The sequence below is a fragment of the Tropicimonas sp. TH_r6 genome (genome assembly GCF_033101155.1).
Lineage (GTDB): Bacteria > Pseudomonadota > Alphaproteobacteria > Rhodobacterales > Rhodobacteraceae > Tropicimonas.
In genome coordinates, this window is the sequence record NZ_JAWMPX010000001.1 from 302,659 (window position 1) to 324,463 (window position 21,805).

The 21,805-nt window shown below is 62.6% G+C and carries 17 protein-coding genes; 8 read left to right on the top strand and 9 right to left on the bottom strand.

The window, feature by feature from the left end; all coding sequences use genetic code 11:
- Nucleotides 1-108 precede the first annotated feature (108 nt).
- The 7 genes from R3X27_RS01355 to R3X27_RS01385 all read right to left on the bottom strand — a co-directional run bounded on the left by R3X27_RS01355 (nucleotide 109) and on the right by R3X27_RS01385 (nucleotide 8,544).
- Entirely contained in the window at nucleotides 109-1,047 is a 939-nt protein-coding gene (locus R3X27_RS01355) for an aspartate carbamoyltransferase catalytic subunit (RefSeq protein ID WP_317707013.1), read from the bottom strand.
- A 183-nt stretch (nucleotides 1,048-1,230) separates the two neighbouring features.
- Nucleotides 1,231-1,662 (bottom strand): lasso peptide biosynthesis B2 protein, encoded by a 432-nt coding sequence (locus R3X27_RS01360; protein WP_317707014.1) that lies wholly within the window; start codon nucleotides 1,660-1,662, stop codon nucleotides 1,231-1,233.
- Nucleotides 1,663-1,666: 4 nt separating this feature from the next.
- On the bottom strand, nucleotides 1,667-1,951 hold the full coding sequence (locus R3X27_RS01365; protein ID WP_317707015.1) for a PqqD family protein: 285 nt from the start codon (nucleotides 1,949-1,951) through the stop codon (nucleotides 1,667-1,669).
- Nucleotides 1,952-2,351: 400 nt separating this feature from the next.
- Entirely contained in the window at nucleotides 2,352-3,167 is an 816-nt protein-coding gene (locus R3X27_RS01370; RefSeq protein WP_317707016.1) for a hypothetical protein, read from the bottom strand.
- Nucleotides 3,168-3,797: 630 nt separating this feature from the next.
- Entirely contained in the window at nucleotides 3,798-5,702 is a 1,905-nt protein-coding gene (locus tag R3X27_RS01375) for an asparagine synthase-related protein (RefSeq protein WP_317707017.1), read from the bottom strand.
- Nucleotides 5,699-7,372 (bottom strand): ABC transporter ATP-binding protein, encoded by a 1,674-nt coding sequence (locus R3X27_RS01380; protein ID WP_317707018.1) that lies wholly within the window; start codon nucleotides 7,370-7,372, stop codon nucleotides 5,699-5,701. The genes R3X27_RS01375 and R3X27_RS01380 overlap by 4 nt, the downstream gene beginning before the upstream one ends.
- Complete coding sequence (locus R3X27_RS01385; protein WP_317707019.1) at nucleotides 7,369-8,544, bottom strand: nucleotidyltransferase family protein; 1,176 nt, start codon at nucleotides 8,542-8,544, stop codon at nucleotides 7,369-7,371. Before R3X27_RS01385 ends, R3X27_RS01380 begins: the two co-directional genes overlap by 4 nt.
- 228 nt (nucleotides 8,545-8,772) lie before the next feature.
- On the opposite strand from R3X27_RS01385, the gene R3X27_RS01390 reads away from it, so the two are divergent.
- From R3X27_RS01390 to R3X27_RS01405, 4 genes are all read left to right on the top strand, one after another.
- Nucleotides 8,773-10,962: a polysaccharide biosynthesis tyrosine autokinase gene (locus tag R3X27_RS01390; protein ID WP_317707020.1), complete on the top strand. Its 2,190-nt coding sequence runs from the start codon at nucleotides 8,773-8,775 to the stop codon at nucleotides 10,960-10,962.
- A 149-nt stretch (nucleotides 10,963-11,111) separates the two neighbouring features.
- Nucleotides 11,112-11,597, top strand: coding sequence for a hypothetical protein (locus R3X27_RS01395; protein ID WP_317707021.1), 486 nt, complete (start codon nucleotides 11,112-11,114; stop codon nucleotides 11,595-11,597).
- A 147-nt stretch (nucleotides 11,598-11,744) separates the two neighbouring features.
- On the top strand, nucleotides 11,745-12,206 hold the full coding sequence (locus R3X27_RS01400; protein ID WP_317707022.1) for a (2Fe-2S)-binding protein: 462 nt from the start codon (nucleotides 11,745-11,747) through the stop codon (nucleotides 12,204-12,206).
- 1 nt (nucleotide 12,207) lies between these two features.
- Entirely contained in the window at nucleotides 12,208-14,448 is a 2,241-nt protein-coding gene (locus R3X27_RS01405; protein WP_317707023.1) for a xanthine dehydrogenase family protein molybdopterin-binding subunit, read from the top strand.
- A gap of 127 nt (nucleotides 14,449-14,575) precedes the next feature.
- Here the strand turns inward: R3X27_RS01405 and R3X27_RS01410 are convergent, their stop codons facing one another.
- Nucleotides 14,576-15,496 carry a hydrogen peroxide-inducible genes activator gene (locus R3X27_RS01410; RefSeq protein WP_317707024.1) on the bottom strand — a complete coding sequence of 307 codons (921 nt, stop codon included), beginning with the start codon at nucleotides 15,494-15,496 and terminating at the stop codon, nucleotides 14,576-14,578.
- Nucleotides 15,497-15,602: 106 nt separating this feature from the next.
- Between R3X27_RS01410 and katG the strand changes: the two genes are divergently transcribed.
- Nucleotides 15,603-17,816: a catalase/peroxidase HPI gene (gene katG / locus R3X27_RS01415; RefSeq protein ID WP_317707025.1), complete on the top strand. Its 2,214-nt coding sequence runs from the start codon at nucleotides 15,603-15,605 to the stop codon at nucleotides 17,814-17,816.
- A 150-nt stretch (nucleotides 17,817-17,966) separates the two neighbouring features.
- Here the strand turns inward: katG and ilvD are convergent, their stop codons facing one another.
- On the bottom strand, nucleotides 17,967-19,805 hold the full coding sequence (ilvD, locus tag R3X27_RS01420) for a dihydroxy-acid dehydratase (protein ID WP_317707026.1): 1,839 nt from the start codon (nucleotides 19,803-19,805) through the stop codon (nucleotides 17,967-17,969).
- Nucleotides 19,806-20,012: 207 nt separating this feature from the next.
- On the opposite strand from ilvD, the gene R3X27_RS01425 reads away from it, so the two are divergent.
- From R3X27_RS01425 to R3X27_RS01435, 3 genes are all read left to right on the top strand, one after another.
- Entirely contained in the window at nucleotides 20,013-20,255 is a 243-nt protein-coding gene (locus R3X27_RS01425; protein ID WP_317707027.1) for a dihydroxy-acid dehydratase, read from the top strand.
- Between the two features lie 34 nt (nucleotides 20,256-20,289).
- Entirely contained in the window at nucleotides 20,290-20,964 is a 675-nt protein-coding gene (locus R3X27_RS01430) for a hypothetical protein (protein ID WP_317707028.1), read from the top strand.
- A gap of 76 nt (nucleotides 20,965-21,040) precedes the next feature.
- Nucleotides 21,041-21,805, top strand: coding sequence for a DUF6478 family protein (locus R3X27_RS01435; RefSeq protein ID WP_317707029.1), 765 nt, complete (start codon nucleotides 21,041-21,043; stop codon nucleotides 21,803-21,805).

A 21,805-nucleotide genomic window follows, 5' to 3' on the forward strand; every position in this document is an offset into this window, starting at 1 on the left:
TGCGCCCTCCGTCCAACGCCTGTTCCCGCGCAGGCGTCATGTTCCCGGCATCCACCGAAACGAAGAGGCCGGTCTGTCGCCCCTCCAGCCCGCGCGTGGAGAAGAAAGTCACGCCGCCTCCGCCGTCAGGTTACGCGCCAGAAGGTCCATCGCGGCCATACGCACGGCCACACCCATCTCGACCTGTTCCTGGATCACCGAGCGGTTGATGTCGTCGGCGATGGTGCCGTCGATCTCCACGCCCCGGTTCATCGGGCCGGGATGCATGACGATGGCATCTTCCTTCGCATGGGCCAGCTTTTCCGCATCCAGCCCGTAGCGGTGGTAATACTCCCGCTCCGAAGGGATGAAGCCGCCATCCATCCGCTCTTTCTGCAAACGCAGCATCATCACCACGTCGCAGCCCTCAAGCCCGGCTTCCATATCGTCATAGACTTCGACGCCCCAATCGCTCGCGCCGGAGGGGATCAGCGTTGGGGGTCCGACAAGCCGCACACGGTTTTCCATCTTGCCCAGCAGCAGGATGTTGGACCGTGCGACCCGGCTATGGGCGATATCTCCGCAGATTGCGATATTGAGCCGGTGCAGCCGCCCCTTGGCCCGCCGTATCGTCAGCGCATCGAGCAGAGCCTGTGTGGGGTGCTCGTGACGGCCATCGCCCGCGTTCAGCACCGCGCAATTCACCTTCTGCGCCAGCAGGTCCACCGCGCCGGAATGCGGATGCCGCACCACCAGCAGGTCCGGATGCATCGCGTTCAGCGTCAGCGCCGTGTCGACCAGCGTCTCGCCTTTCTTGATCGAACTGGCCTGCATCGCCATGTTCATCACGTCCGCGCCGAGCCGCTTGCCCGCCAGTTCGAAGCTGGCCTGTGTGCGGGTCGAGTTCTCAAAGAACATGTTGATCTGGGTCCGCCCGACCAGCGCGTCCGCATGTTTGTCCTGCGCCCGGTTCAGCCCGACATAGTCGTCGGCCAGATCCAGGATCGTGGTGATCTCCATGGGATGCAACGGCTCGATCCCCAGAAGATGCCTGCCCCGAAACGTCATCCCAACTCTCCGATCTGCTCCGCTCGCGCCGCTTATAGCAGAGCCATCCCGGCGGACAACGCGGCGCGACAGCCACGCCCGGCCTTTTCGAAACACGGGATCGTCGGCGAACCGACCTGCGAGATCCTGCTTGCCGGTGGCACTCTTCACGGTGTGATGCAGAGGGGTCCGGCAGCGTGAGGTTCAGGAAAAGGGCGTGTAGTGCGATATCTCACCGCCGGTGATGACCCGCCCATCCGCCAGCAGCCAGGCATGGGCCTCGAACGGGCCAGACTGCGTTTCATCCAGGCCGAAGCGGATCTGGGAGGCAATGCCCTCCCGGGCCAACCAGCTCTGCGCCGCTTGCGCCTGCACCAGGCAGCTGGAGCGCCAGGGCACATGCCGCGCCGCGCGCTCAACCGCGACGGAGACCCGGGACAGGAGCGCCTCTGTCTCCACCTCCGAGCGGCAATGCGCGACCGACTGGTCAGGCACGAGTTCGGAGAGGCCTTTTCGACGCAAGGTCCGGTTCGCCCGCCACAGCTCGTGAATAGCAGCGAACAGGTCACGCCAGTCTTGCCGGCTCATCTGGCTGGCGCGGGCTATCTTGGCGGAGAACCGGGATCGGTGGGGCATGGGATCAGACCGGCGCAATCAGGTCCTGCGCCGCGAGCTGCTCCAGAAAGGCCAGGATGTCGTCACTGACCTGGTCGGGCACGTTTTCGAACTCTTCCGTGACACGTGCGCAGATCTCTTTCGGCGTCAGCTCCTCTCCGAGCAACTTCCAGACCAACGTGCCGACCGCATCCATGCCGAAATAGGTTCCGCTTGCGAGATGTAGCAGGATCGTCTCGCCGCCAAGCGTACTCGACATCGCCTCTGAGCTGGTGCTGTAGATCGCTGTCATGTCAATGCTCTGCGTCAAGACCGTCTCCTCTCTCGGATGTTGCGCCGTCTTCTGGACGTTAGACGGGGCACACCCTTCCCGCCTAGATTTGATACTTGGTGCTCAGCTGTGCAACCCTCAATAGGGCGCATTTGCGATCCATGAAATGCGCGGGAAAGGCTTCCAGTGGAATCGGATGATCCAATGCGAGGTGGTCCTGGCCACAGGCATTCTCCGGCGCGCCTGGAGACAGGAGCCGATCCATATCGGGAACGATCCCGGTCTTGCTCCACATCCGGATCCGATGTGCCTTGCCCGGGCGCCGAGCTTGTAGGCGCGGATCACAAAAAAGACCGGCCTCTTTCCCTGTGTCAGCATCTTGCCACAGGGCACAAGATCGTCGTCGAGACCGTTCATTCTAGTGGTGCCGATCCTTCTCTTATTGCGTCTTGATCTCGGCGACCAGCGACAGAACCTGCGCTCGAATTTCGGCTAGCCGACTATACTCTCTTGGATAGACAAGCGCATAGACCGGCAAGGCGTTGGCAACTTCGGAAGCCCGCCGGAAGCGGTTTGCAAGTTCCTCCCGGCTCTCGACATCCAATGTGAAACAGTTCTTCAGCACCGCCATGCAGGCTGCGCGCGGCTCCAGCCGGCGCAACGAGATCTCGCCTTCGGCGTCTTGCGCCACGTCGAGATAGAACAGAACATCCGCCGGACTTCGTTCGGCTGTCCGAGCGAAGCTCAATCGCCGTTTGTCGAAATAATGCGCCACGGTGCGTGTTTCGCCGCTTTGCGGTAAAACGCTGGACAGGGAATCCGGAAACAGGCGCAGGCTTGGATAGAGCGCCTCGACCGTAACCCCATCCGCGTCGTGGTGCAGCATAAGCGTGTCATCACTGAGCAGTGTGGCGCCATCGTCCAAAAAGCTTGCGGTCAGTGTCGACTTGCCGGCGCCGGAGGGGCCAATGAATCCGATCCCGCCAGCGTCGGACTTCACGAAACCGCCATGCAGCACAAGGTGGCCGTCATGCGACAGCAGGTGTGGAAGCACGATATCGAGGATGTAATGTTCGAGGGTCTGCTTCGGCAGGGCCGCATCGCTCTCAAGGTAGACGCGCCGGCTCGCGGTGTCGATCACCGCGGCGAGGGTGTTGTTGAGAGGAATGGCTATAAGGTCGGAAGATCCTCCCCGGCCATTGGGAGGGGTGTCGGCCATCTGCCAGGAAAACTTCTCCAACAGATCCCGGATCATGGGACTCTATCCCCGTTCTTGTCTCGGCTGAGACCGGCTGTCCTTGCGGCTGTCCATTGTCGGTCTGTCTTGCCTGAATTTGCTCCCCATCTCTGGGCGCGGCGCGTCAGCGTCGAAGTTGAACCGGGCTGGAAGTTGCAAAAGACGCGTTTCAATCAAAGGCAGATGCAATGTCGATATGGAGGCCGGGGCCGTGAACGACCTCGAACCGTAACCTATCTGCATGTCGAATGCGCCAAAGACCCCACCCGGCCGCTCAAGACCCTCCGGTCTTATCCGCCAATCGGTTTGCTGAACGGATGGCCGCCGTTTTCCTTGAACCCGGAGCCCGAGGCGGTCACAGCAGTCACGTTCCCCAAGACCTGCAATTTGGGGGCCTTGTAGGGTTGTTCGCCCCTACGATCTTCTTCGACTTTTCGATCCGTCATTGGATACTCCCACGGCGAATTATGTAATGATTTTCCCGCCGAGCGTATTTCGACTTGAGCCTCGGGTCAAACCTAGTTCGGCCTACTACGCGGATCAAATGCCGTTCTGCAACCATTTTGGTGAAGCAGACCCCCGGCCCCGGTGATGGGGTCTCGCCCTGACTCTTGCATCAGCCTCCCCGGTTTTCCCAAGTTTCATGAATTAAAGCAAGTGTTTGTGTGACTCGAAAAAGGCCGCAAGCGCGGTGACATAGGCGGTGTCATTCAGGTCAGAAAACTGCCCGTGTTCCAGGCGCTCGAACTGCAAGGCTTCCACAAGAAACCGTGAGTCGACCCGGTCGGACAGATAGGCCGTGTTGTCGCGCAGCAGATCTTTCCACCAATCCGTGGGGTTCATCAACGCCACGAACAGGTGCTTACCGAGATGTCCCTTGCCGCGCATCCAGCAGACCTCCTCGGGAAGAATGCCCTTCATTGCGCGGCGCAGGACAAGCTTCGGCCAGCCGTCCTTGATCAGTTGGTCCTGCGGAAGAGCGAGGCAGTATTGTATCACCCGCTGGTCGAGAAAAGGGTCGCGCGCCTCGACCCCGGCGTCGGCTGCCATCCAGGCGAGGATCTCGCGGGCAAAGCTGATACTCCCGTTGAGACGAAGGACCCGGCGAACGGAATTGTCGTGATTGCGGACGATTCCGCTGGTGTCCCTGATCTGCTGACTTTCGATCAGGCCGGCACGGCGGGCGAAGTCCGGGTCGAGAATGCGCGAGTTCGGCAGACCAGGCGGGACCCGACCATTCCAGGCGCGTCGGAGCTGCCTGCCCCAGAACGGCACCAGCGCCGATCTCAGGGCCTTGCGGTATTCCCGCTTGGCCCAGGAGTGATCCATTCCCGCGACCTCCGCCAACTCGGATTGCTCATGCCAGGCGCGACGCAGGTGGCCGGAACGTATAAGCCGGTAGACCAGGCTGCCTTCGTAGAGCACGACATCACCGGCTGCCCCGTCGAGCACGACCTTCACGCCAGCCTGTTGCGCGGCCGCATAGGCCGAGCGCTGCACGAGAACTGTGTAATCGAGCGGTTCGTCGACAGAATGGCACAGTGTCAGGATTCGCTGCTTGAGCGCCGGATCGAGCTGCGCGTGGTCAATCAGGGTCGGGTCGAGACCTGGCAAACGTATGGCAGCGTCGATCCCGCGCGCCTCGGCACTGTCCGAGGGTCCCGGCCCGGTAATTGAATAGGTCGCCAGTGGCTCGCGCCCCTGCTCGGATAACAGGCGCGCGGCGAGGGCGGAGACGGATCCCGAATCCATCCCTCCGCTCAACATCGATCCCACCTGACCGTTGCAGCGCAGCCGTGCCTGCACCGCCTCGGTCAGTACCTCGCGCAGCCCGTCGGCATAGGCGGCATCCGTCTTCCCAAAAACCGGCTCGACCGGCTCCTGGCGCCAGTAGCAGCGCGTCGAGACGCCTTTATCCGAAACGGTCAGGCAATGGCCGGGCAAAAGCCGCCAGACATCGACGAAATAGGTCGAGACGTCGTCATTGCCCTTGAAGTCTATCAGATACTCGGCCAGCCGCAGTTCGTTCAGGCGCACAGGCAGTCCAGGCAGGTGCAGCAGGCTTCGGGCCGAGCTGGCGCAGCCGAAAGCCTGTCCCGGCGCATGCCACCAGACGAGCGGTTTCATCCCCATGTGATCGCGCGCGGCAAAGAGCCGTCGGCTCCGCGGATCCCAGAGCGCGAAGGCGAAATCGCCCAGAAGATGTTCCGGGCAGTCCTCACCCCATCGAAGCCATGCCTGCAGAACCAGCTCCCCGTCACCGATCATCCTCCGCGCGCCCGTCAGTCCGAACTGCGCGATCAGGCTCTCGCGATTGTCCAGCCGCAGATCCGCGGTGAGAACGCAGCCGCTTTCGCGATGGTGGAACGGCATCGGCTCGTGCAGCGATTCCGGCGTTGTCGCCAGCAGGCGGTGGCCGATCAGGGCCGGGCCGTCGGCGACGCAGCCGCGTCCGTCCGGCCCCATTGCGGCCAAGGCGTCGAGGACGAGATCCAGACGCCCGGCTTCGGCGGGACCGCCATCAAGGCGGAGGCAGGCGGCGATTCCGCTCATCGAGCCGCTCCGGGCCGGTTGTCGTCGACGATTTGTCCGTCCTTCAGCCGGATCACGTGATCCGCCAGGGCGAGGCTTGCGGGGCGATGGGTGATCAGGATCACGGTGCGCCCGGCCAGCGCGCCTCGGCACTCGGCGACGAAGGCCGCTTCTCCCTCGAGATCATACATCGAGGTCGCCTCGTCGAGGATCAGGATCGGAGGATCCTTCAGCAATGCGCGCGCCAGTGCCAGCCGTTGCTGCTGGCCGCCGGAAAGCTTGACCCCTTTGTCGCCGATGAGGGTGTCATAGCCGTCGGGCAGGGCGGTGACGAAGTCATGCGCCTGGGCGAAGCGTGCGGCGGCCTCGATCTGCGCGGGCGTGGCGTCGGGCGCGCCGAGGGCGATGTTTTCCCGCACGGAGGCATTCCTCAGGTGTCGGTTCTGCGGCACGTAGCCGATGGCGCTGCGAAGCTCGGCCAGCTTCATCTCCGAGATATCCCGTCCGCCCAGGGTGATCCGTCCGGCGGCGGGCCGGAAGAAGCCGAGCAACAGGCTGATCGCGGTCGACTTGCCGGCGCCATTCTCGCCGACAAGGGCGACGATCTCACCCTCGGCAATCTCGAAATCCAGCTCTCGCACGGTCGCCGTTCGGCCGGGATAGGCGAAGCTCACCGCCTCGAAGCGGATCGCGCCGGTCGGCGTGGGACGATCGGTGGGGTCGGTGTCTTCGGGGGTTTCGGACAAGACCGACTGAAGCCGCGCGAGCGTGCCGCGCGCGGTCTGGATCTCTCCGTAGATCGAGGAGAGTTGCGATACGGGCCGAACGAGCAAGGCGACATAGAACAGGAAACTGACCGTCTCCGCGGGCCCGAGATCGCCCGAGGTCAGGCTCTGTCCCGCGAGCAGGATCAGGAGCAGCGCCGCCGCCGCGACCGTGAATTGCGAGACCGGTTCCAGAACCGCGTAGACCTGTTGCTGTCGCATCGAGAGTCGGCGCAGTTCGTCGATCCGATCATCATAACGTCGCTGTTCGAAAGGTTCGGCCGTGAAGGACTTGATCACGGGAAGAAGCTCCAGCATCTCTTCGGTCGTGGTCACGACCTCCGCATGCTGTTGGCGCACCCGGACGGCCAGGCCACGCAGGCGCCGGCCCATGATCTTGTGAAAGAGATAGAAGGCCGGCACGAGGATCGGAACGAGGATCGCCAGGGCCGGATCGATCAGGAACATGAGGATGGAGGCGCCCCCCGCGGTGAGAAGGCGCGGGAAAAAACCTGTGAGCGTGGTGGTGATGAACTCGCCGAGCAATCCGATCTCGTAGCTGGCCAGTGCCAGCAGGCTGCCTCGCGGCATGTCCTGATGCCACAGGAGAGGAAGGGCTTGCAGCTGGGCGAAGAGGCGACGCTTGAGGTCGGCCAGAACGGTCTCGAAGATCCGGACCTGGATCCAGTTCGACGCGACGCGGAACGCCGCGCTGCCGGCCAGCAGGGCCAGCATCGCCACCGTCAACAGGACAGGCCTCTCCTGTATCCAATGCCCGCTCTCATCCGAAAGAAAGGCGGCGCCGAGCTGACCGGCGAGCCATGGCATGCTGAGCAGGATCGCGGATTGGATCAGCAAGAGAAGTGTCAACCATTGCAGCCCGGTACGATAGGGCGCCATGAGCGACAGCAGGAACCTGACGGTCACCGTTCGCTCCTTCGTTGACGTCGCTCGCGGCGCAGATAGTGGAGCCGTTGCAGATAGCGATGCAGGTGGAGTCGGGCGAGCGACTGGTTGGCACGCTCGGGATAGGCCCTGCGCAGCTGTGCCCCGGGCGGCAGAAAGATCTGTCGGAGATAGGCCAGGCGGGACTGGCCTTCAGGGACCGACAGCAAGTCCGACCAGATCCGCCGTGCGACCGACGCGCGTTCAAGATGTTCGCTGAGTGTGCCGGTCTCCGGAGCGTTTGCGAGCCTGTCGAGCAAGCCGGTCGGAAGCGTGGTGCCGAGCAGCTCCTCGCAGCGTTCCAACCCATTTCGACACAGGGAAGCGCCGCCGCAGGCGATGGCGGCGGTCTCGAAACGGGCCCAGTCGGGATCGGAGAGCCGGTCGGCCAGCAGATGCATGTCGTAGAACCAGATCAGGCGATCGGCGGTGAAATCTGCCTGGCCATCAATGAAATAGGGTGTGGTGAAATGCTTGGCGCGGTGGATGCAGGCATGCAGCAGCGCGTCGGAAAAGGAGAGACGGAACGCGTGCTGTCCAAGCGCGGGAAGAGGTTGGGCCTCTGCCAGCAAGTCCTGCGTGGAAAAGATATCGGACAGGGCAAAGGCGGGCAGCAGATTGCGATGCAGATCGACGCAATGGCTAGTGCCGGCTCCGGTGACGATCGAGAACTCTTCTTGCAGGATTCGATTTGAGCCCTGCTCGGAATCGCGGTGATAGCCGAGATCCAGCAAGGCATCCTTGGCCGCGTCCCAATCGGCTTCCGAGACAAGGATATCGCTGTCGCCGCGCGGTCGTTCGGCGGGCGACCCATAGCAGCTATAGGCCAGTGCTGTGCCCTTGAGCAGCACGGCCGCTATGCCTCGGTTTGCCAGAGCGTGAAGCGCGCAGAACAGGGTTTCCCTATCGTGGATCTCCCAGGCGGTGAAAGACAGCGCCTGGCTCCGGATTTGGCGGGATGTGTCATCGGGCAGCTGGGAGAGCGCGGCCGGGCGGCACAGCAGGAGTGCAGAGACGCCATGATGGAGCGCCCGGTCCGGCAGGAGAGGCAGGATGTCCGGCGCCGGAAGAGGCGGCGCGTCGCCCCGGATCAGCGCCGCAAGATAGTGGTCGACCGTGTCGATCTCTGTCTTGTTCCTGCGGTCGGCTGGCATCGGTATTTCAGCTCTCTGGCGGTTCGGCGCATCTGACCATTCACCTGTCACGGCTGCTTGAGGAGATGTCAAGAAAGTCGAAAGACGAAGCCTCGAAGCGCTGTTTGGTTGTCAGAGTACAGCAAGTGGAATAGGTGGGATTAGACGTGTAAGCGCCGGGATCACGGCGGCGTTTTTTCCAGTTCGAACGTTTTCTGCGTTTGAACGGCTGAATCGAGGGCATTTCCGGTGAACAAGAGTTTGGGCGACAGGCAGGCTCTGGAGAGTGGCAAGGCCAATTTCGGCGAGGACATGAGTGTGAGGGATATCGACCTGAGTTATCTGGTCGGGGTTCTATGGCGCGGAAAGTGGATCATCGCCATCTGTTCGATCGTTGCCGCGATCCTGACAGCCTATTTCGTCGTCAACCGGATTGAGCCTCTTTACGATGCCAGATCGGTGCTGGCTCTGGAGGGACGCGAAGAACAGGTCAGCCCGATCGATTCCGTGGTGTCTGGGCTGCCGCTCTATCAGGAGGCGATGCAGACCGAGACGGAGATCCTTCGGTCCCGGGAATTCGGTCACCGGCTTGTCGAACGGCTCGATCTGATGAACGATCCCGAGTTCGGCTTTCCGGAAGCGGAAGGTGATGCGCCTCAACGCAAGAAGTCCTTCCTTGGCTCAATGCGCCAGCGGGTCTCGCTGATCCTGCGCGGTGGAGAACCGCATGTCGTTCCCGATATCGAGCAGATTTCCCGCGAGACCAAGCAGCGCGAAGCCGCCGTGTCGGCCGTGCTGAACGCCATCAGTATCGAGAATATCGACTACAGCACCGTCTTCGTCATTCGCGCGGTCTCGGTTTCGCCGGTCAAGGCGGCGCTGTTGGCCGATACGCTGGCCGATATCTATGTCGACGACCAGCTGCAGCGCAAACTCGAGGCCACCGATCAGGCTGTCGTCTGGCTGTCGGAACGGGCCAGCGAGCTTCAGTTGGAGCTGGAGGCTTCGGAAGCCGCTGCGAAGAGCTACAATGCATCGATCGACCTCGTCAGTGTCGAAGTGCTGAGTGCGATGAACCGCCAGCTCAAGGATATGCGCGACCGGGCCGACGAGACGCGGCGCAGCGCCGACAACGAGAAGATCAGGCACGAGGCGCTTGAAACGGCGATTGCCTCCGGGGATCAGGCGCAGATCCTGCTGGCGGCGGCTGACAGCTTTCTCGACGGGTTGGCCGAAGAGGGCCAGTCCGGGGGCATTGACCAGCCAGCGTTCGACCGTCGGCTTGAACAGGTCCGCACCCGCTCCCTTATAAACGCACAGCGGCTCGAAGAGCAGGCGCAGGCACTTGAGGCATCGGAGGGCGAACTGGCCGAGTCCGTTGCGCGACAATCGGAGGACCTTGTCACGCTGCAGCAGCTGGAACGCGAGGTCGAGGCCAACCGGCTGATCTATGAAAGCTTCCTGGTTCGCCTGCGGGAGATCTCGACCCAGTATGGGATTCAGAAGGCCGATGCGCGGGTCATTTCCCAAGCGGTCGTGCCCTCCGGGCCGTTTTCGCCGAACAAGGTTCGTTTGATCGCGGTCGCGCTGTTTCTCGGCATTGTCCTTGGGTGCGCCATCGTTCTGATACGGGAACAGACCCGCTCCGGCGTCCGGACAGCGCGGGATCTCGAAAGTGCGACAGGGTATTCGGTTATGGGGCAGGTTCCGCTCATTCCGATCCGGCGGCGCGCGAAATTGGTCCCCTACATTCTCGACCGGCCGACCTCTCCCTCGGCGGAAGCGATCCGCGATTTGCGAACATCCATCGAGCTTTCGAACCTCGACAAGCCCCCCCAGGTCATCCTGATGACTTCCAGTGGGCCGGGTGAAGGAAAGACGACCAACTCGATCTCACTGGCCTATCACTATGCCGCCCTGGACCGGCGCGTCTTGCTGGTGGAGGGCGATATCCGGCGGCGCGTCATGGACCAGTATTTCGATCTGACGGACCAACCGGGCTTCGTTTCCGTCCTGTCCGGAAAGTCGACACTGGAAGAGGCGATCGTCTCCGACAAACGTGTCGGTTTCGATATCCTGCCGGGTGACAGCGTTTCGGTCAGTGCCGCGGATGTCTTCGCCTCGAACACGTTCAGCGATTTCATCCAGGATCTGCGCAACCGGTATGACCGGATCATCATCGACACGCCGCCGGTCCTGCTCTTCCCCGACGCACGCAGCATCGCCGCGAAGTCCGATGCGGTTCTGCTTTCGGTCAAATGGGACAGTACCCCCCTGAACTCCGTGCAGATGGCGATCTCTGCAGTGACCTCGGTCGGGGCCAATGTGACCGGCCTTATCCTGACGCATGTGAACCCGAAATCCCTGCGCCATTACGGCTACAATTACGAGTACGGGACCTATGGCGGGGCCCGTTCCGGTCGGCGCAAACGGAGCTGAGGGGCACGTCTGGCGTCGTGCCGCCAGAGGCGCACGGGACTGCCGGACTTAACGATTTATCATGATTTTGCCTGAATTCTGGGATCGGTTTTGCCTTTTTTGAGCGTCATTCCGGGCTGGAAACGGTTCTGGTACCTGTGGGTTGTTGTATGTCGAAGAGTGATCATTCAAGTTTCTGGACAACGGGTATCTGGGTGCTTCTGCGCTACCTCGCGCTGCCGATCATGATTTGTGCCGGGATCTACCTTTTGGGCGGCCCGTCCAATCGCGCCAAGATCAACTACCGCCTCGTATCTTCCATCGCCCCTTTTCAGGAAGCCTTCGCACGGCTGACCGGGGATGCCGAGTTCCTCGAGCAGCGTGTGCATGTACGAGACCCTGATCTTTACGGCGTGAATGTTGTCCAGCTTTCCGACCTGCCTGTCGCCGCCGAGGTTCCGGTCGTCAATCTCAAGGATCTGGAAGCCGTGGAAGGTCCAGGCCGGGTCAATCTTCGGGATCTGCCAGAGCCGGTCGAAGACAGCGTCGTCTTCCTGATCACCAAACCGGAGCCTGACAGGAGCAAGATGCTGGCCATCATGCAATCGCCTCGTCCGTTGCCGCGCCCCGTGACGGCGGAGATCACACTCCGCTAGTCGACGGAGAGGAACCGGCGCAGCTCCCGCAGATTGCTCTCACATATTTTTCATTTGGACAAAGTTTGATCATGTGTCAAGTTCGCCCTCAAGCAAGATGCGGGCCGGCTCGACCGGACGCGTCGCCGGCTCGATGGGGAGAGACACGTGAAGCTCACTGTGAACGGACAGGTCCACGAAGTGGATGTCGAGGAGGACATGCCGCTCCTCTGGATCTTGCGCGACGAGTTGAAGATCAAGAGCGTTAAATTCGGTTGCGGCGTTGCAGCCTGTGGCGCCTGCACCGTGCATGTCGATGGAGAAGCCGTCCGGTCCTGTCAGACCTTCGCAAGCGATGTCGGGACCGCCGAGATCACGACCATCGAGGGTCTGGGATCGCCCGACGCCCTGCATCCTGTTCAGGCGGCCTGGATCGATCATCAGGTCGCACAATGTGGCTATTGCCAGTCCGGGCAGATCCTGCAGGCGGCCGCGTTTTTGTCCGAAACGCCGACTCCGAGCGATGCGGAGATCGACGAAGCGATGTCCGGCAATCTCTGCCGGTGTGGCACCTATCCGCGCATCCGGGAGGCCGTAAAGACGGCCGCGGACAAACTGCAGGAGGTGTGAGATGAGCAGGATTGGAACCATCACCCGCCGTGCCTTTCTCGTCGGCTCCGTCGCCATAGCAGGCGGCGTCGCCTTCGGTACCTACCTGTACCGCAAGCCGGCCGCGAACCCGCTGCTCGACGATCTCGCCGAGGGTGAGGCCGCGCTGACCCCCTGGGTGCTGATCGATGCGGAGAAGATCACATTGATCACGCCGCATAGCGATCTCGGCCAGGGCGCAGTCTCGATGCAGGCGATGCTGCTCGCCGAGGAACTCGACCTTGAGTTCGGCCAGTTCGAGACCTCGCCGGGCGTCCCGAGCCCGGCCTATTACAACACCGCGATGGCCACTGAACTGGCACCCTTCAATGCGCATGATACGTCCGTTCAGGCGCGCGCCGTCCGGGGCGGTCTTGGCGTTCTGGGCAAGTTCATCGGGCTTCAGGGAACGGGCGGTTCCAGTTCGGTGCCGGACAGTTTCGAGAAACTGCGCACCGCTGGCGCGGTGGCGCGCGAGACTTTGAAACGGGCTGCGAGCGAGCGGTCCGGGATCAACACCACCGCGCTCAGGACGGAGGCCGGTAAGGTCATCCTGCCCGATGGCACTGCATTCACCTATCAGGAGCTGGCTGCGGACACCGCTGGACTCGCGCCTGTGCGCAAAGTGCGTCTGCGGGAGCCATCGGAATGGCGGTTGATCGGCAAGGAGGTCCAGCGGCTCGACATTCTCGCCAAGTCGACCGGGACGCAAGCTTACGGGATCGATCTCGAGGTAGAGGGCATGGTTCATGCCGCCGTCAAGGTGAACCCGCGACAGGGCGGCGCGTTGAACGGCTATGATGCCAGCGCGGCGCTGGAGATGCGGGGCGTGTCACGGGTGGTCGAGGTGACGGGCGGCGCAGCTGTGATTGCCGACAATACCTGGCGCGCCTTCCATGCCGCCGAGGCGATTGATTTCGACTGGGGGCCTGCGCCGTATCCGGCCGAGATGGAGGGGCATTGGGCGGAAGTTGCGGCCTCCTTCACGGAAGAGCGCCTCGACAAGGAATGGCGGCATGATGGCGATGTCGATGCAGCCGTTTCGGAGGGCCAGGCAGTCGAATCCGAGTATCGCGCGCCCTATGTCGCCCATGCTCCGCTGGAGCCGCTCAATGCGTTGGCGCTGTTCGAGGCTGGTCGGCTGGACCTTTGGGCCGCGCATCAGATGCCGCGTTTCCTGCAACAGATCGCGGCCAGGGTTGCCGGGATCGACATCGGACAGGTCCACTTTCACCAGCAATATGCTGGCGGCAGCTTTGGTCACCGTCTGGAATTCGAGAATGTCCGGCAGGCCGTCGAGATTGCCATTCAGATGCCGGGTACGCCGGTCAAGCTGACCTATTCGCGAGAAGAGGATTTTGCTCACGACTTCCCACGCCAGATCGGCATGGCGCGCGGGGTGGGTACTGTGAAGGACGGGCGTGTCGAGAGCTATGACCTGCAGGTGGCAACGGTTTCGTCCAGCGCGTCCCAGACCGCTCGAATGGGCCAGCCCGTCTTTGGCCCGGACGGCCAGATCGCCGCCGGCGCCTGGAACCAGCCCTTCGCTGTGCCCAATTTCCGCGTCCGCGCCTACAGGGTGCCGGAGCTGGCGCCGACCTCCTCATGGCGCTCTGTCGGGGCGTCGACGCAGGGCTTTTTCGCCTCGGCCTTCCTCGACGAGTTGATCCACGCCGCCGGGGCAGATCCGCTGGCCGAACGGTTGCGGCTGTGCACCCATGATGTCTCGCGCAAGGTGCTCGAAGCGGTGGGCGAGATCTCCGATTGGGGCAGCTCGCTCGGCGAGGGGCGCGGACGCGGTCTGGCATTCGTCGACAGTTTTGGTGTGCCGGTGGCGGAGGTGGTCGAGGTCACGGAGACGGAGGATGGCATCCGGATCGACAAGGTATTTGTTGCGGCCGATGTCGGCACGATCGTCGATCCGGTCAATTTCGACAACCATGTGAAGGGCGCGGTTGTCTGGGGTCTCGGGCACGCGATGAATTGCGAAATTACCTATTCGGACGGTATGGTCGAGCAAGCGAACTATTTCGATCATGAAGGGATGCGGATGCATCAATGTCCGGAGATTTTCGTGAAGGGGCTGGAGACTGCGCCGAAAGTGCGCGGCATCGGCGAGCCGCCGGTGCCACCCGCCGCGCCGGCCTTGGCGGCCGCGATCTTCGATGCGACGGGCACGCGTTTGCGGGAGATGCCGTTCAACAGGTTTGTTGATTTCGTCTGAAGAAGCGTGCTGCGGGAGGTGTCGGTCTGGTTCGCCGATAGTGGACGTTCGGTCTGAGCATGGATGGGCAAGGCTTGGGTTGCGACCAAGGCGAACGACAGCTTTGTCCGCACAGTCGCACCCGACTTCAGAAAGCCCGTCCGCCCGCACCCTGCCGCAACTGCTCCGCCGCCAGTCGAACCTCCTCCGCGATCTGCCGCATCTGTCCGTCCAGCGGGCTCGATTTGCGCCAGATCATGCCGATCTCGCGTGATGGGCGCGGCGAAGAAAACGCGCTGACCGAGACCTGCGCGGCACCGGTCTCCACGCCCACCGCCATCTCCGGTATCAACGTTACACCGATCCCCGCGCCAACAAGCTGCACGAGTGTCGAAAGTGAGCTGGCATCGAGCAGTTCCCGTGGGGCGGAAGAGCCGGTCGAGCAGAAAGCAAGGGCTTGGTCGCGGAAGCAATGCCCTTCCTCAAGCAGAAGCAGCTTCATCTCACTCAGCCCCTGAGCATCCGGCACAGGTTTGGCCCCATCCTCGTCTGGGCGGACGAGGACAAAATCTTCGGTGAACAGTGGAAATTCCGTCAACGTGACCTCTGAGACCGGCAATGCGACGATGGCCGCGTCCAGCCGCCCTTCCGCCAGCTCCGAGATCAGGGTTTGAGTCAGCGTTTCACGCACCCGGATGTCCAGCCCGGCCTGCCTTTGCGTCAGCCGCCCGATCACGCCCGGCAAAAGATAAGGCGCGACGGTCGGGATCACGCCAAGCCGGAAATGCCCGACAAGGTCGTCTCCCGCACCACGCGCCAGTTCACCCAGCTCGTCCACGGAGCGCAGGATTCCCCGCACCCGTCCGGCCACCTCTTCGCCGAACCCGGTCAGGCAGACCGAGCGCGTCGTACGGTCGAAGAGCGGCATGCCAAGGGTTTCCTCCATCTCGCGGATTTGGACCGAGAGGGCGGGCTGCGAGATTGCGCAATCTTCGGCGGCACGTCCGAAATGGCCGTGGCGGGCCAGTGCTTCGAAGTATCGAAGCTGACGAAGGGTAAGATTATTCATAATCAATACCTATCACAATGATGAAAATATGCAATTTCTCTTAATTTATACTCCCTGCTAGTTTCTGTGTGAAAACGCGACGATGACTTCACTCAGGGAGAGACCCATGGACGGAAACAACACCCCCGCAGGCAAATGCCCGGTCGTGCACGGCACCACCAATATGAGCATGCGTTCGAATAGCGACTGGTGGCCGAACCAACTCAACCTACGGATTTTGCACCAGAATGCGCCGGCGACAAATCCGCTGGGCGAGACGTTCGACTATCGCGCCGAGTTCGCCAAGCTGGACCTTGCGGCGGTGAAGGCGGACCTTACGGCTCTGATGACCGAATCGAAGGATTGGTGGCCGGCTGACTATGGTCACTATGGCGGCTTCATGGTCCGCATGGCGTGGCACAGCGCCGGCACTTACCGGACGGCCGATGGCCGCGGTGGCGGCGGGACCGGGCAGCAGCGGTTTGCGCCGCTCAACTCCTGGCCGGACAATGTCAGCCTCGACAAGGCCCGTCGCCTTCTCTGGCCGATCAAGCAGAAATATGGGAACGCACTGAGCTGGGCCGATCTCTACATCCTGGCCGGCAACGTCGCGATGGAATCGATGGGTTTCAAGACTTTCGGTTTCGGCGGCGGCCGTGCGGATGTCTACGAGCCGGAAGAGGATGTCTATTGGGGCGCCGAGACCGAATGGCTGGCCGAGAGCGACGCCGAAAACAGCCGTTATTCCGGCGAACGTGATCTGGAAAATCCCCTCGCCGCGGTTCAGATGGGCCTGATCTATGTGAATCCGGAAGGGCCGGACGGTCAGCCGAGCGCCATCGCGTCGGGCAAGGATATCCGCGAGACCTTCGCCCGGATGGGCATGGATGACGAGGAGACCGTCGCGCTCACCGCCGGCGGCCACACGTTTGGCAAGTGCCACGGCGCGGGCGATGCCGCCAATGTCGGACCGGACCCGGAAGCCGCCCCGCTCGAAGCGATGGGCCTCGGCTGGGAAAACTCGTTTGGTACGGGCAGCGGCGGTGACACCATCTCCAGCGGCATCGAAGGGTCCTGGACGGCCAATCCGATCAAGTGGGACAATGGCTATTTCGACGTCCTGTTCGGTTATGACTGGGATCTCGTGAAGAGCCCGGCCGGCGCCTGGCAGTGGGTTCCCGTCAACCCGTCCGAGGAGCATCTCGCTCCGGCGGCGCATGATCCGTCGAAGAAAGTGACCACGATCATGACCACCGCCGACATGGCGATGCGGATGGACCCGATCTACGGCCCGATCTCCCGCCGGTTCCACGAGAACCCTGAGGAGTTCGCCGATGCCTTCGCCCGCGCCTGGTTCAAGCTGACCCATCGCGACATGGGCCCGCGTACACGCTATCTCGGTGCGGAGGTTCCATCGGAAGAGCTGATCTGGCAGGATCCGGTGCCGGCGGTCGATCACGACCTGATCGACGAGGCCGATATCACGGCACTCAAGGCGGACATCCTCGATGCCGGCCTGAGCGTTCAGGATCTGGTCTCCACCGCCTGGGCCTCGGCCTCGACCTTCCGCGGGTCCGACAAGCGCGGCGGCGCCAATGGTGCACGTATCCGGCTTGCGCCGCAGAAGGATTGGGAGGTCAACAATCCCGAGACGCTCAGCGCCGTGCTTGCCAAACTGGAAGCGGTGCAGGAGGCCTTCAACGCCGCCCAGACCGGCGGCAAAAAGGTCTCGCTGGCCGACCTGATCGTGCTTGGCGGCGCGGCCGGTGTCGAAGCGGCGGCAAAAGCGGCCGGGCATGACATCACCGTGCCCTTCGCCCCGGGCCGGACCGATGCCAGCGAGGCACAGACCGATGTCGAGAGCTTCGGCCTGCTCGAGCCGCAAGCGGACGGGTTCCGCAATTACCTCAAGGCCGATTTCACCCTCCCGGCCGAGGAGTTGCTGATCGACAAGGCGCAGTTGCTGACCCTCTCGGCGCCCGAGATGACGGCGCTGGTTGGCGGCCTGCGCGCCATCGGCATCAATGCCGACGGTTCCCAGACCGGTTACCTTACGGAGCGTCCCGGCGCACTGACCGCGGACTTCTTCGTCAACCTGCTCGACATGGACACCGCCTGGAAGCCGACGACCCCGGACGCCAAGCTCTTCGAAGGCCACGACCGCGCAAGCGGTCAGGTCAAGTGGACGGCGTCGCGCGTCGATCTGGTCTTCGGTTCGAACTCGCAGCTGCGGGCGCTGGCCGAGGTCTATGCCCAGGACGGGACGGAAGGCGCCTTTGTCGAAAGCTTCATCGCCGCCTGGAACAAGGTGATGAATGCGGATCGCTTCGATCTCGCCTGATCGAAACCGGATAACGAAAGAGGGGCGGCTCCAACGGGCCGCCCCTTGCCGTTTCTGCTTTGCACATCCAGCGACATTTCTGGATGGTTGCAACAGGCCTTCTGTCGAGCAGCGAAAAGGCGGACAGCATGAAGCGCCCGCCCGGTCCAGTTACTCGGGAAGGATACGCACGCCCCCCTTGGCGGCGGAACTGGCCAGCATCGCATAGGCCTTGAGCGCCGTGGAGACCGCGCGCGGTCTCGGCTCGGCTGGTTTCCAGGGCAGCGGGCCCTTGGCCGCGCGGCGTTCGGCAAGGATCTCCTCGGAGACGGCCAGGTTGATGCTGCGCGCAGGGATATCGATCTCGATCAGATCGCCGGTTTCGACCAGCCCGATCAGCCCGCCCTCGGCGGCTTCGGGCGAAGCGTGCCCGATGGACAGCCCCGATGTACCGCCGGAGAAGCGGCCATCGGTCAGCAGGGCGCACTTCTTCCCCAGCCCCTTCGATTTCAGATAGGAGGTCGGGTAAAGCATCTCCTGCATGCCCGGGCCACCTTGCGGGCCTTCATAGCGGATGATCACCACCTCGCCAGCCTCGACCTTGCGGTTGAGGATGCCGCTCACGGCGTCTTCCTGGCTTTCGAAGACCTTCGCGGATCCGGAAAATTGCAAGATATTCGCGTCCACGCCGGCGGTTTTCACGATGCAGCCATTCTCGGCGATATTGCCATAGAGCACCGCCAGCCCGCCCTCCTTGCTGAAGGCATGTTCGACCGAGCGGATCACGCCCGCCTCGCGGTCGGTATCCAGATCCTTGAACCGGTTCGCCTGGCTGAAGGCAACCGTCGTACGCACGCCACCGGGCGCGGCGCGGAACAGCTCCTCGGCCTCCGGGTTGTTGGCGACCGTGATGTCCCATTTGGCGATGGCCTCGCCCATGGTCGAGGAATGGACCGTGGGCACATCGGCATGGAGCAGATCGCCGCGATAGAGCTCGCCAAGGATCGAGAAGATGCCGCCCGCGCGGTGGACATCCTCCATGTGGACATTGTGGATATTGGGCGCGACCTTGCAGAGGCAGGGCACCTTGCGCGACAGCCGGTCCATGTCTTCCATGGTGAAGTCCACCCCGCCCTCATAGGCGATGGCCAGAAGGTGCAGCACCGTATTGGTCGAGCCACCCATCGCGATATCGAGCGACATGGCGTTCTCGAAAGCGTCGAAGCTCGCGATTTCGCGCGGCAGCAGGCCCTTTTCCTCGCCCTCGTAATGGCGCTTCGTGATATCGACGATGGTGCGGCCGGCCTGCAGGAAGAGGTTCTTGCGGTCGGCATGGGTGGCCAGCGTCGAGCCGTTGCCCGGAAGCGCAAGGCCAAGCGCCTCGGCCAGGCAGTTCATCGAGTTGGCGGTGAACATGCCGGAACAGGAGCCGCAGGTCGGGCAGGCATTTTCCTCGATATGCTGGACCTGCTCGTCGGTGAACTTGTCATCGGCGGCGGCGACCATCGCGTCCACGAGGTCGATCTTCGTCATGTCCAGATCTTCGATGTCGATCTTGCCGGCCTCCATCGGGCCGCCGGAAACGAAGATCGCCGGGATATTGAGCCGCATCGCCGCCATCAGCATGCCCGGTGTGATCTTGTCGCAATTGGAGATGCAGACCATCGCATCGGCGCAATGGGCGTTGACCATGTATTCGACCGAATCCGCGATCAGCTCACGCGAGGGCAGCGAATAGAGCATGCCGTCATGGCCCATCGCGATACCGTCATCGACCGCGATGGTATTGAATTCCTTCGCAACACCGCCCGCTGCCTCGATCTCGCGGGCGACCATCTGGCCAAGATCTTTAAGGTGCACATGGCCGGGCACGAACTGCGTGAAGCTGTTGACGACGGCGATGATCGGCTTGCCGAAATCGTCTTCGCGCATGCCTGTTGCACGCCAGAGGCCGCGCGCTCCGGCCATGTTGCGCCCGTGGGTAGATCTTCTGGATCGGTAATGTGGCATATCGCTGGACCCGTCGTTATGTATGCTTCGCTTGTTCACATGCCGCTTGCGCCCGAAAGAAGCAAGTACGCCGACAACGAAAGCGCCCGTTTCGGCGACCCGCAGCGGATCGATCGGGGCGCTTGGCAGACCTGTACCACGAGGGTTGCATGGCCAGCTTTTGCGAGACCATGGGCACGGCGCCCGGCACAATCGAAGGTGGCCCGGATGGAACGGGATCAGCCGGTCTTCACCGGCCTTGGCTATCGTGGGCCGGAAGCCGCTCATGGCAGGCCGATCTCGTTGCTGGAAAATGCCGATGTCATTACTGTCGCCTCAATCATGGGCGAGATCTCTGTTGCGCTGAGCGATGAGGACCTTGCCGAACGCAAGAAGAACTGGGCGGGCCCCCTCGAGAGGATCTACGCCACCAGCGCGCTTTGGAAATACGCGCAGCGGGTGGTGGTATGAGAAAAAGGGGCCGAGACCTATCCGGGTGGCAAGAATGAGCGGCACGTTTACTTGGATCTCTGATCCGCAGATCTGGCTCGCGGCGCTCTTCGGCGCCGCCTTGCTTCTGGGCGTCTCGCTCGCACAGGCCGCCGCTTTCCGGTCCGAGGTCGATCCGTTTGCGGCCGAGACCTCGCTTCCTGTCCTCGAAGAGTCCGTTGTTGTCTCCGCGCCTCGCGGCTATTGCATCGATCGGCTGGCGACGCTTTCCGGGCAGACAGCAGCCTTCGTATTGCTCGGTTCCTGCCGTGCCATAACCGGCGACTCCCGGGCCGCTCGTCCAGAGACGCCCGGACTGTTGACCGCCGCGGTCGACGGCTCCGGCACGCAGTTTCCCAGCGAGGCAGAACTGAGCCGCTTTTTTGCATCCGATACCGGACGGGCCGCGCTCTCGCGTTCCGGCGATCCTTTGGCGATGACGCTGGGCGCCAGTTACAATCGCCAAGGCGTCTTCTATCTCCATGCCAGCGAATCCGACGACACCACGAAGCAGCGCGCGCAAAGCTGGCGCGCGGTCTTCGAGCTGAACGGACGCATGGTGACCACGACATTGCGCGATCTCCCGGGTCAGCCGATCGACCGCGACGAAGGGTTCCGCACTGTCGAGCAATTCGTCCGGCGAATCCGTTCCGCGTCGCCCTTGGAGCAGGGTCGGCTGTTCGACGAGTGAAGCCCAGACAAACATTTGCAGGAGTGAAAGGTTTTGCCGTAAAGATTGTCGGCAACATAGTTTCGGGTGTGCGTGAATGGCGTTTGGAGTCAAGAAACTGATCGGGCGGTCCGCGGATCAGCGATCCTTGGAGCACTGGACCAGGCTGGCCGACCATGCCGGTTCGCTGGACTTTTCGGAGTTGAAGGCGGCGCGAACCCGTGCAGGCGAGCTTCGGCGCGAAATCGACCGCTTGTGCCGCGCGGCGGATGGCCGGATGGTCGGTATCAGCCCGGCGCTCACCACGCCCGCTGAAGCAGACTGGTCCTGGCGCCCGGACGCTTTCCGACTGGCCAATCCGACGCCGGGTTTCTCGGGTATCCCTTCCGGAACGGCCGTTTCTCCGGAGATCACGCTGTACCATGATTGCAAGGTAAACGAGATCTCCTTGCGGCAAGTCCGCAACCGCACTGCCAGCGATATCGCACCTTTCGGCCTCCAGATGGATGTGTTCCGTTTCGACGGTTCCTTCCTCTCCCTTGCCGTCCCGTTGCCGGAGGAAGCTACGAATGGCCTGTTGCGTCGGCATCTGGTCGGGTTGCGGATGCTCCTTCGATTGGAGCGCCCGCTGGAGCTTTTTGCTCGGGTCAATGTCCGGCACGGACCGAACACGGAGCAGAAGGTTCGGGAGATTCGGGCGGAATCTGGCGAGGTTACGTTTGAATTCGATCTTGCCTATACGGAAATGAACGAACGCATGGTCGAGAAGGCCTGGCTGGACCTGATCTTTGAAAGCCCGGAGATGAACCAGGTCGAGATCCGGGATATGACGATGTATCGCCGCCCGCGCGCGGAAATGTAG

What these genes read in the sequence shown, in the direction of transcription:
- R3X27_RS01355 (WP_317707013.1), bottom strand. Translation starts at nt 1,047, where the DNA reads ATGACGTTTCGGGGCAGGCATCTTCTGGGGATCGAGCCGTTGCATCCC.
- R3X27_RS01360 (WP_317707014.1), bottom strand. Translation starts at nt 1,662, where the DNA reads ATGCCCCACCGATCCCGGTTCTCCGCCAAGATAGCCCGCGCCAGCCAG.
- R3X27_RS01370 (WP_317707016.1), bottom strand. Translation starts at nt 3,167, where the DNA reads ATGATCCGGGATCTGTTGGAGAAGTTTTCCTGGCAGATGGCCGACACC.
- R3X27_RS01375 (WP_317707017.1), bottom strand. Translation starts at nt 5,702, where the DNA reads ATGAGCGGAATCGCCGCCTGCCTCCGCCTTGATGGCGGTCCCGCCGAA.
- R3X27_RS01385 (WP_317707019.1), bottom strand. Translation starts at nt 8,544, where the DNA reads ATGCCAGCCGACCGCAGGAACAAGACAGAGATCGACACGGTCGACCAC.
- R3X27_RS01395 (WP_317707021.1), top strand. Translation starts at nt 11,112, where the DNA reads ATGTCGAAGAGTGATCATTCAAGTTTCTGGACAACGGGTATCTGGGTG.
- R3X27_RS01405 (WP_317707023.1), top strand. Translation starts at nt 12,208, where the DNA reads ATGAGCAGGATTGGAACCATCACCCGCCGTGCCTTTCTCGTCGGCTCC.
- R3X27_RS01410 (WP_317707024.1), bottom strand. Translation starts at nt 15,496, where the DNA reads ATGAATAATCTTACCCTTCGTCAGCTTCGATACTTCGAAGCACTGGCC.
- katG (WP_317707025.1), top strand. Translation starts at nt 15,603, where the DNA reads ATGGACGGAAACAACACCCCCGCAGGCAAATGCCCGGTCGTGCACGGC.
- ilvD (WP_317707026.1), bottom strand. Translation starts at nt 19,805, where the DNA reads ATGCCACATTACCGATCCAGAAGATCTACCCACGGGCGCAACATGGCC.
- R3X27_RS01425 (WP_317707027.1), top strand. Translation starts at nt 20,013, where the DNA reads ATGGAACGGGATCAGCCGGTCTTCACCGGCCTTGGCTATCGTGGGCCG.
- R3X27_RS01430 (WP_317707028.1), top strand. Translation starts at nt 20,290, where the DNA reads ATGAGCGGCACGTTTACTTGGATCTCTGATCCGCAGATCTGGCTCGCG.
- R3X27_RS01435 (WP_317707029.1), top strand. Translation starts at nt 21,041, where the DNA reads ATGGCGTTTGGAGTCAAGAAACTGATCGGGCGGTCCGCGGATCAGCGA.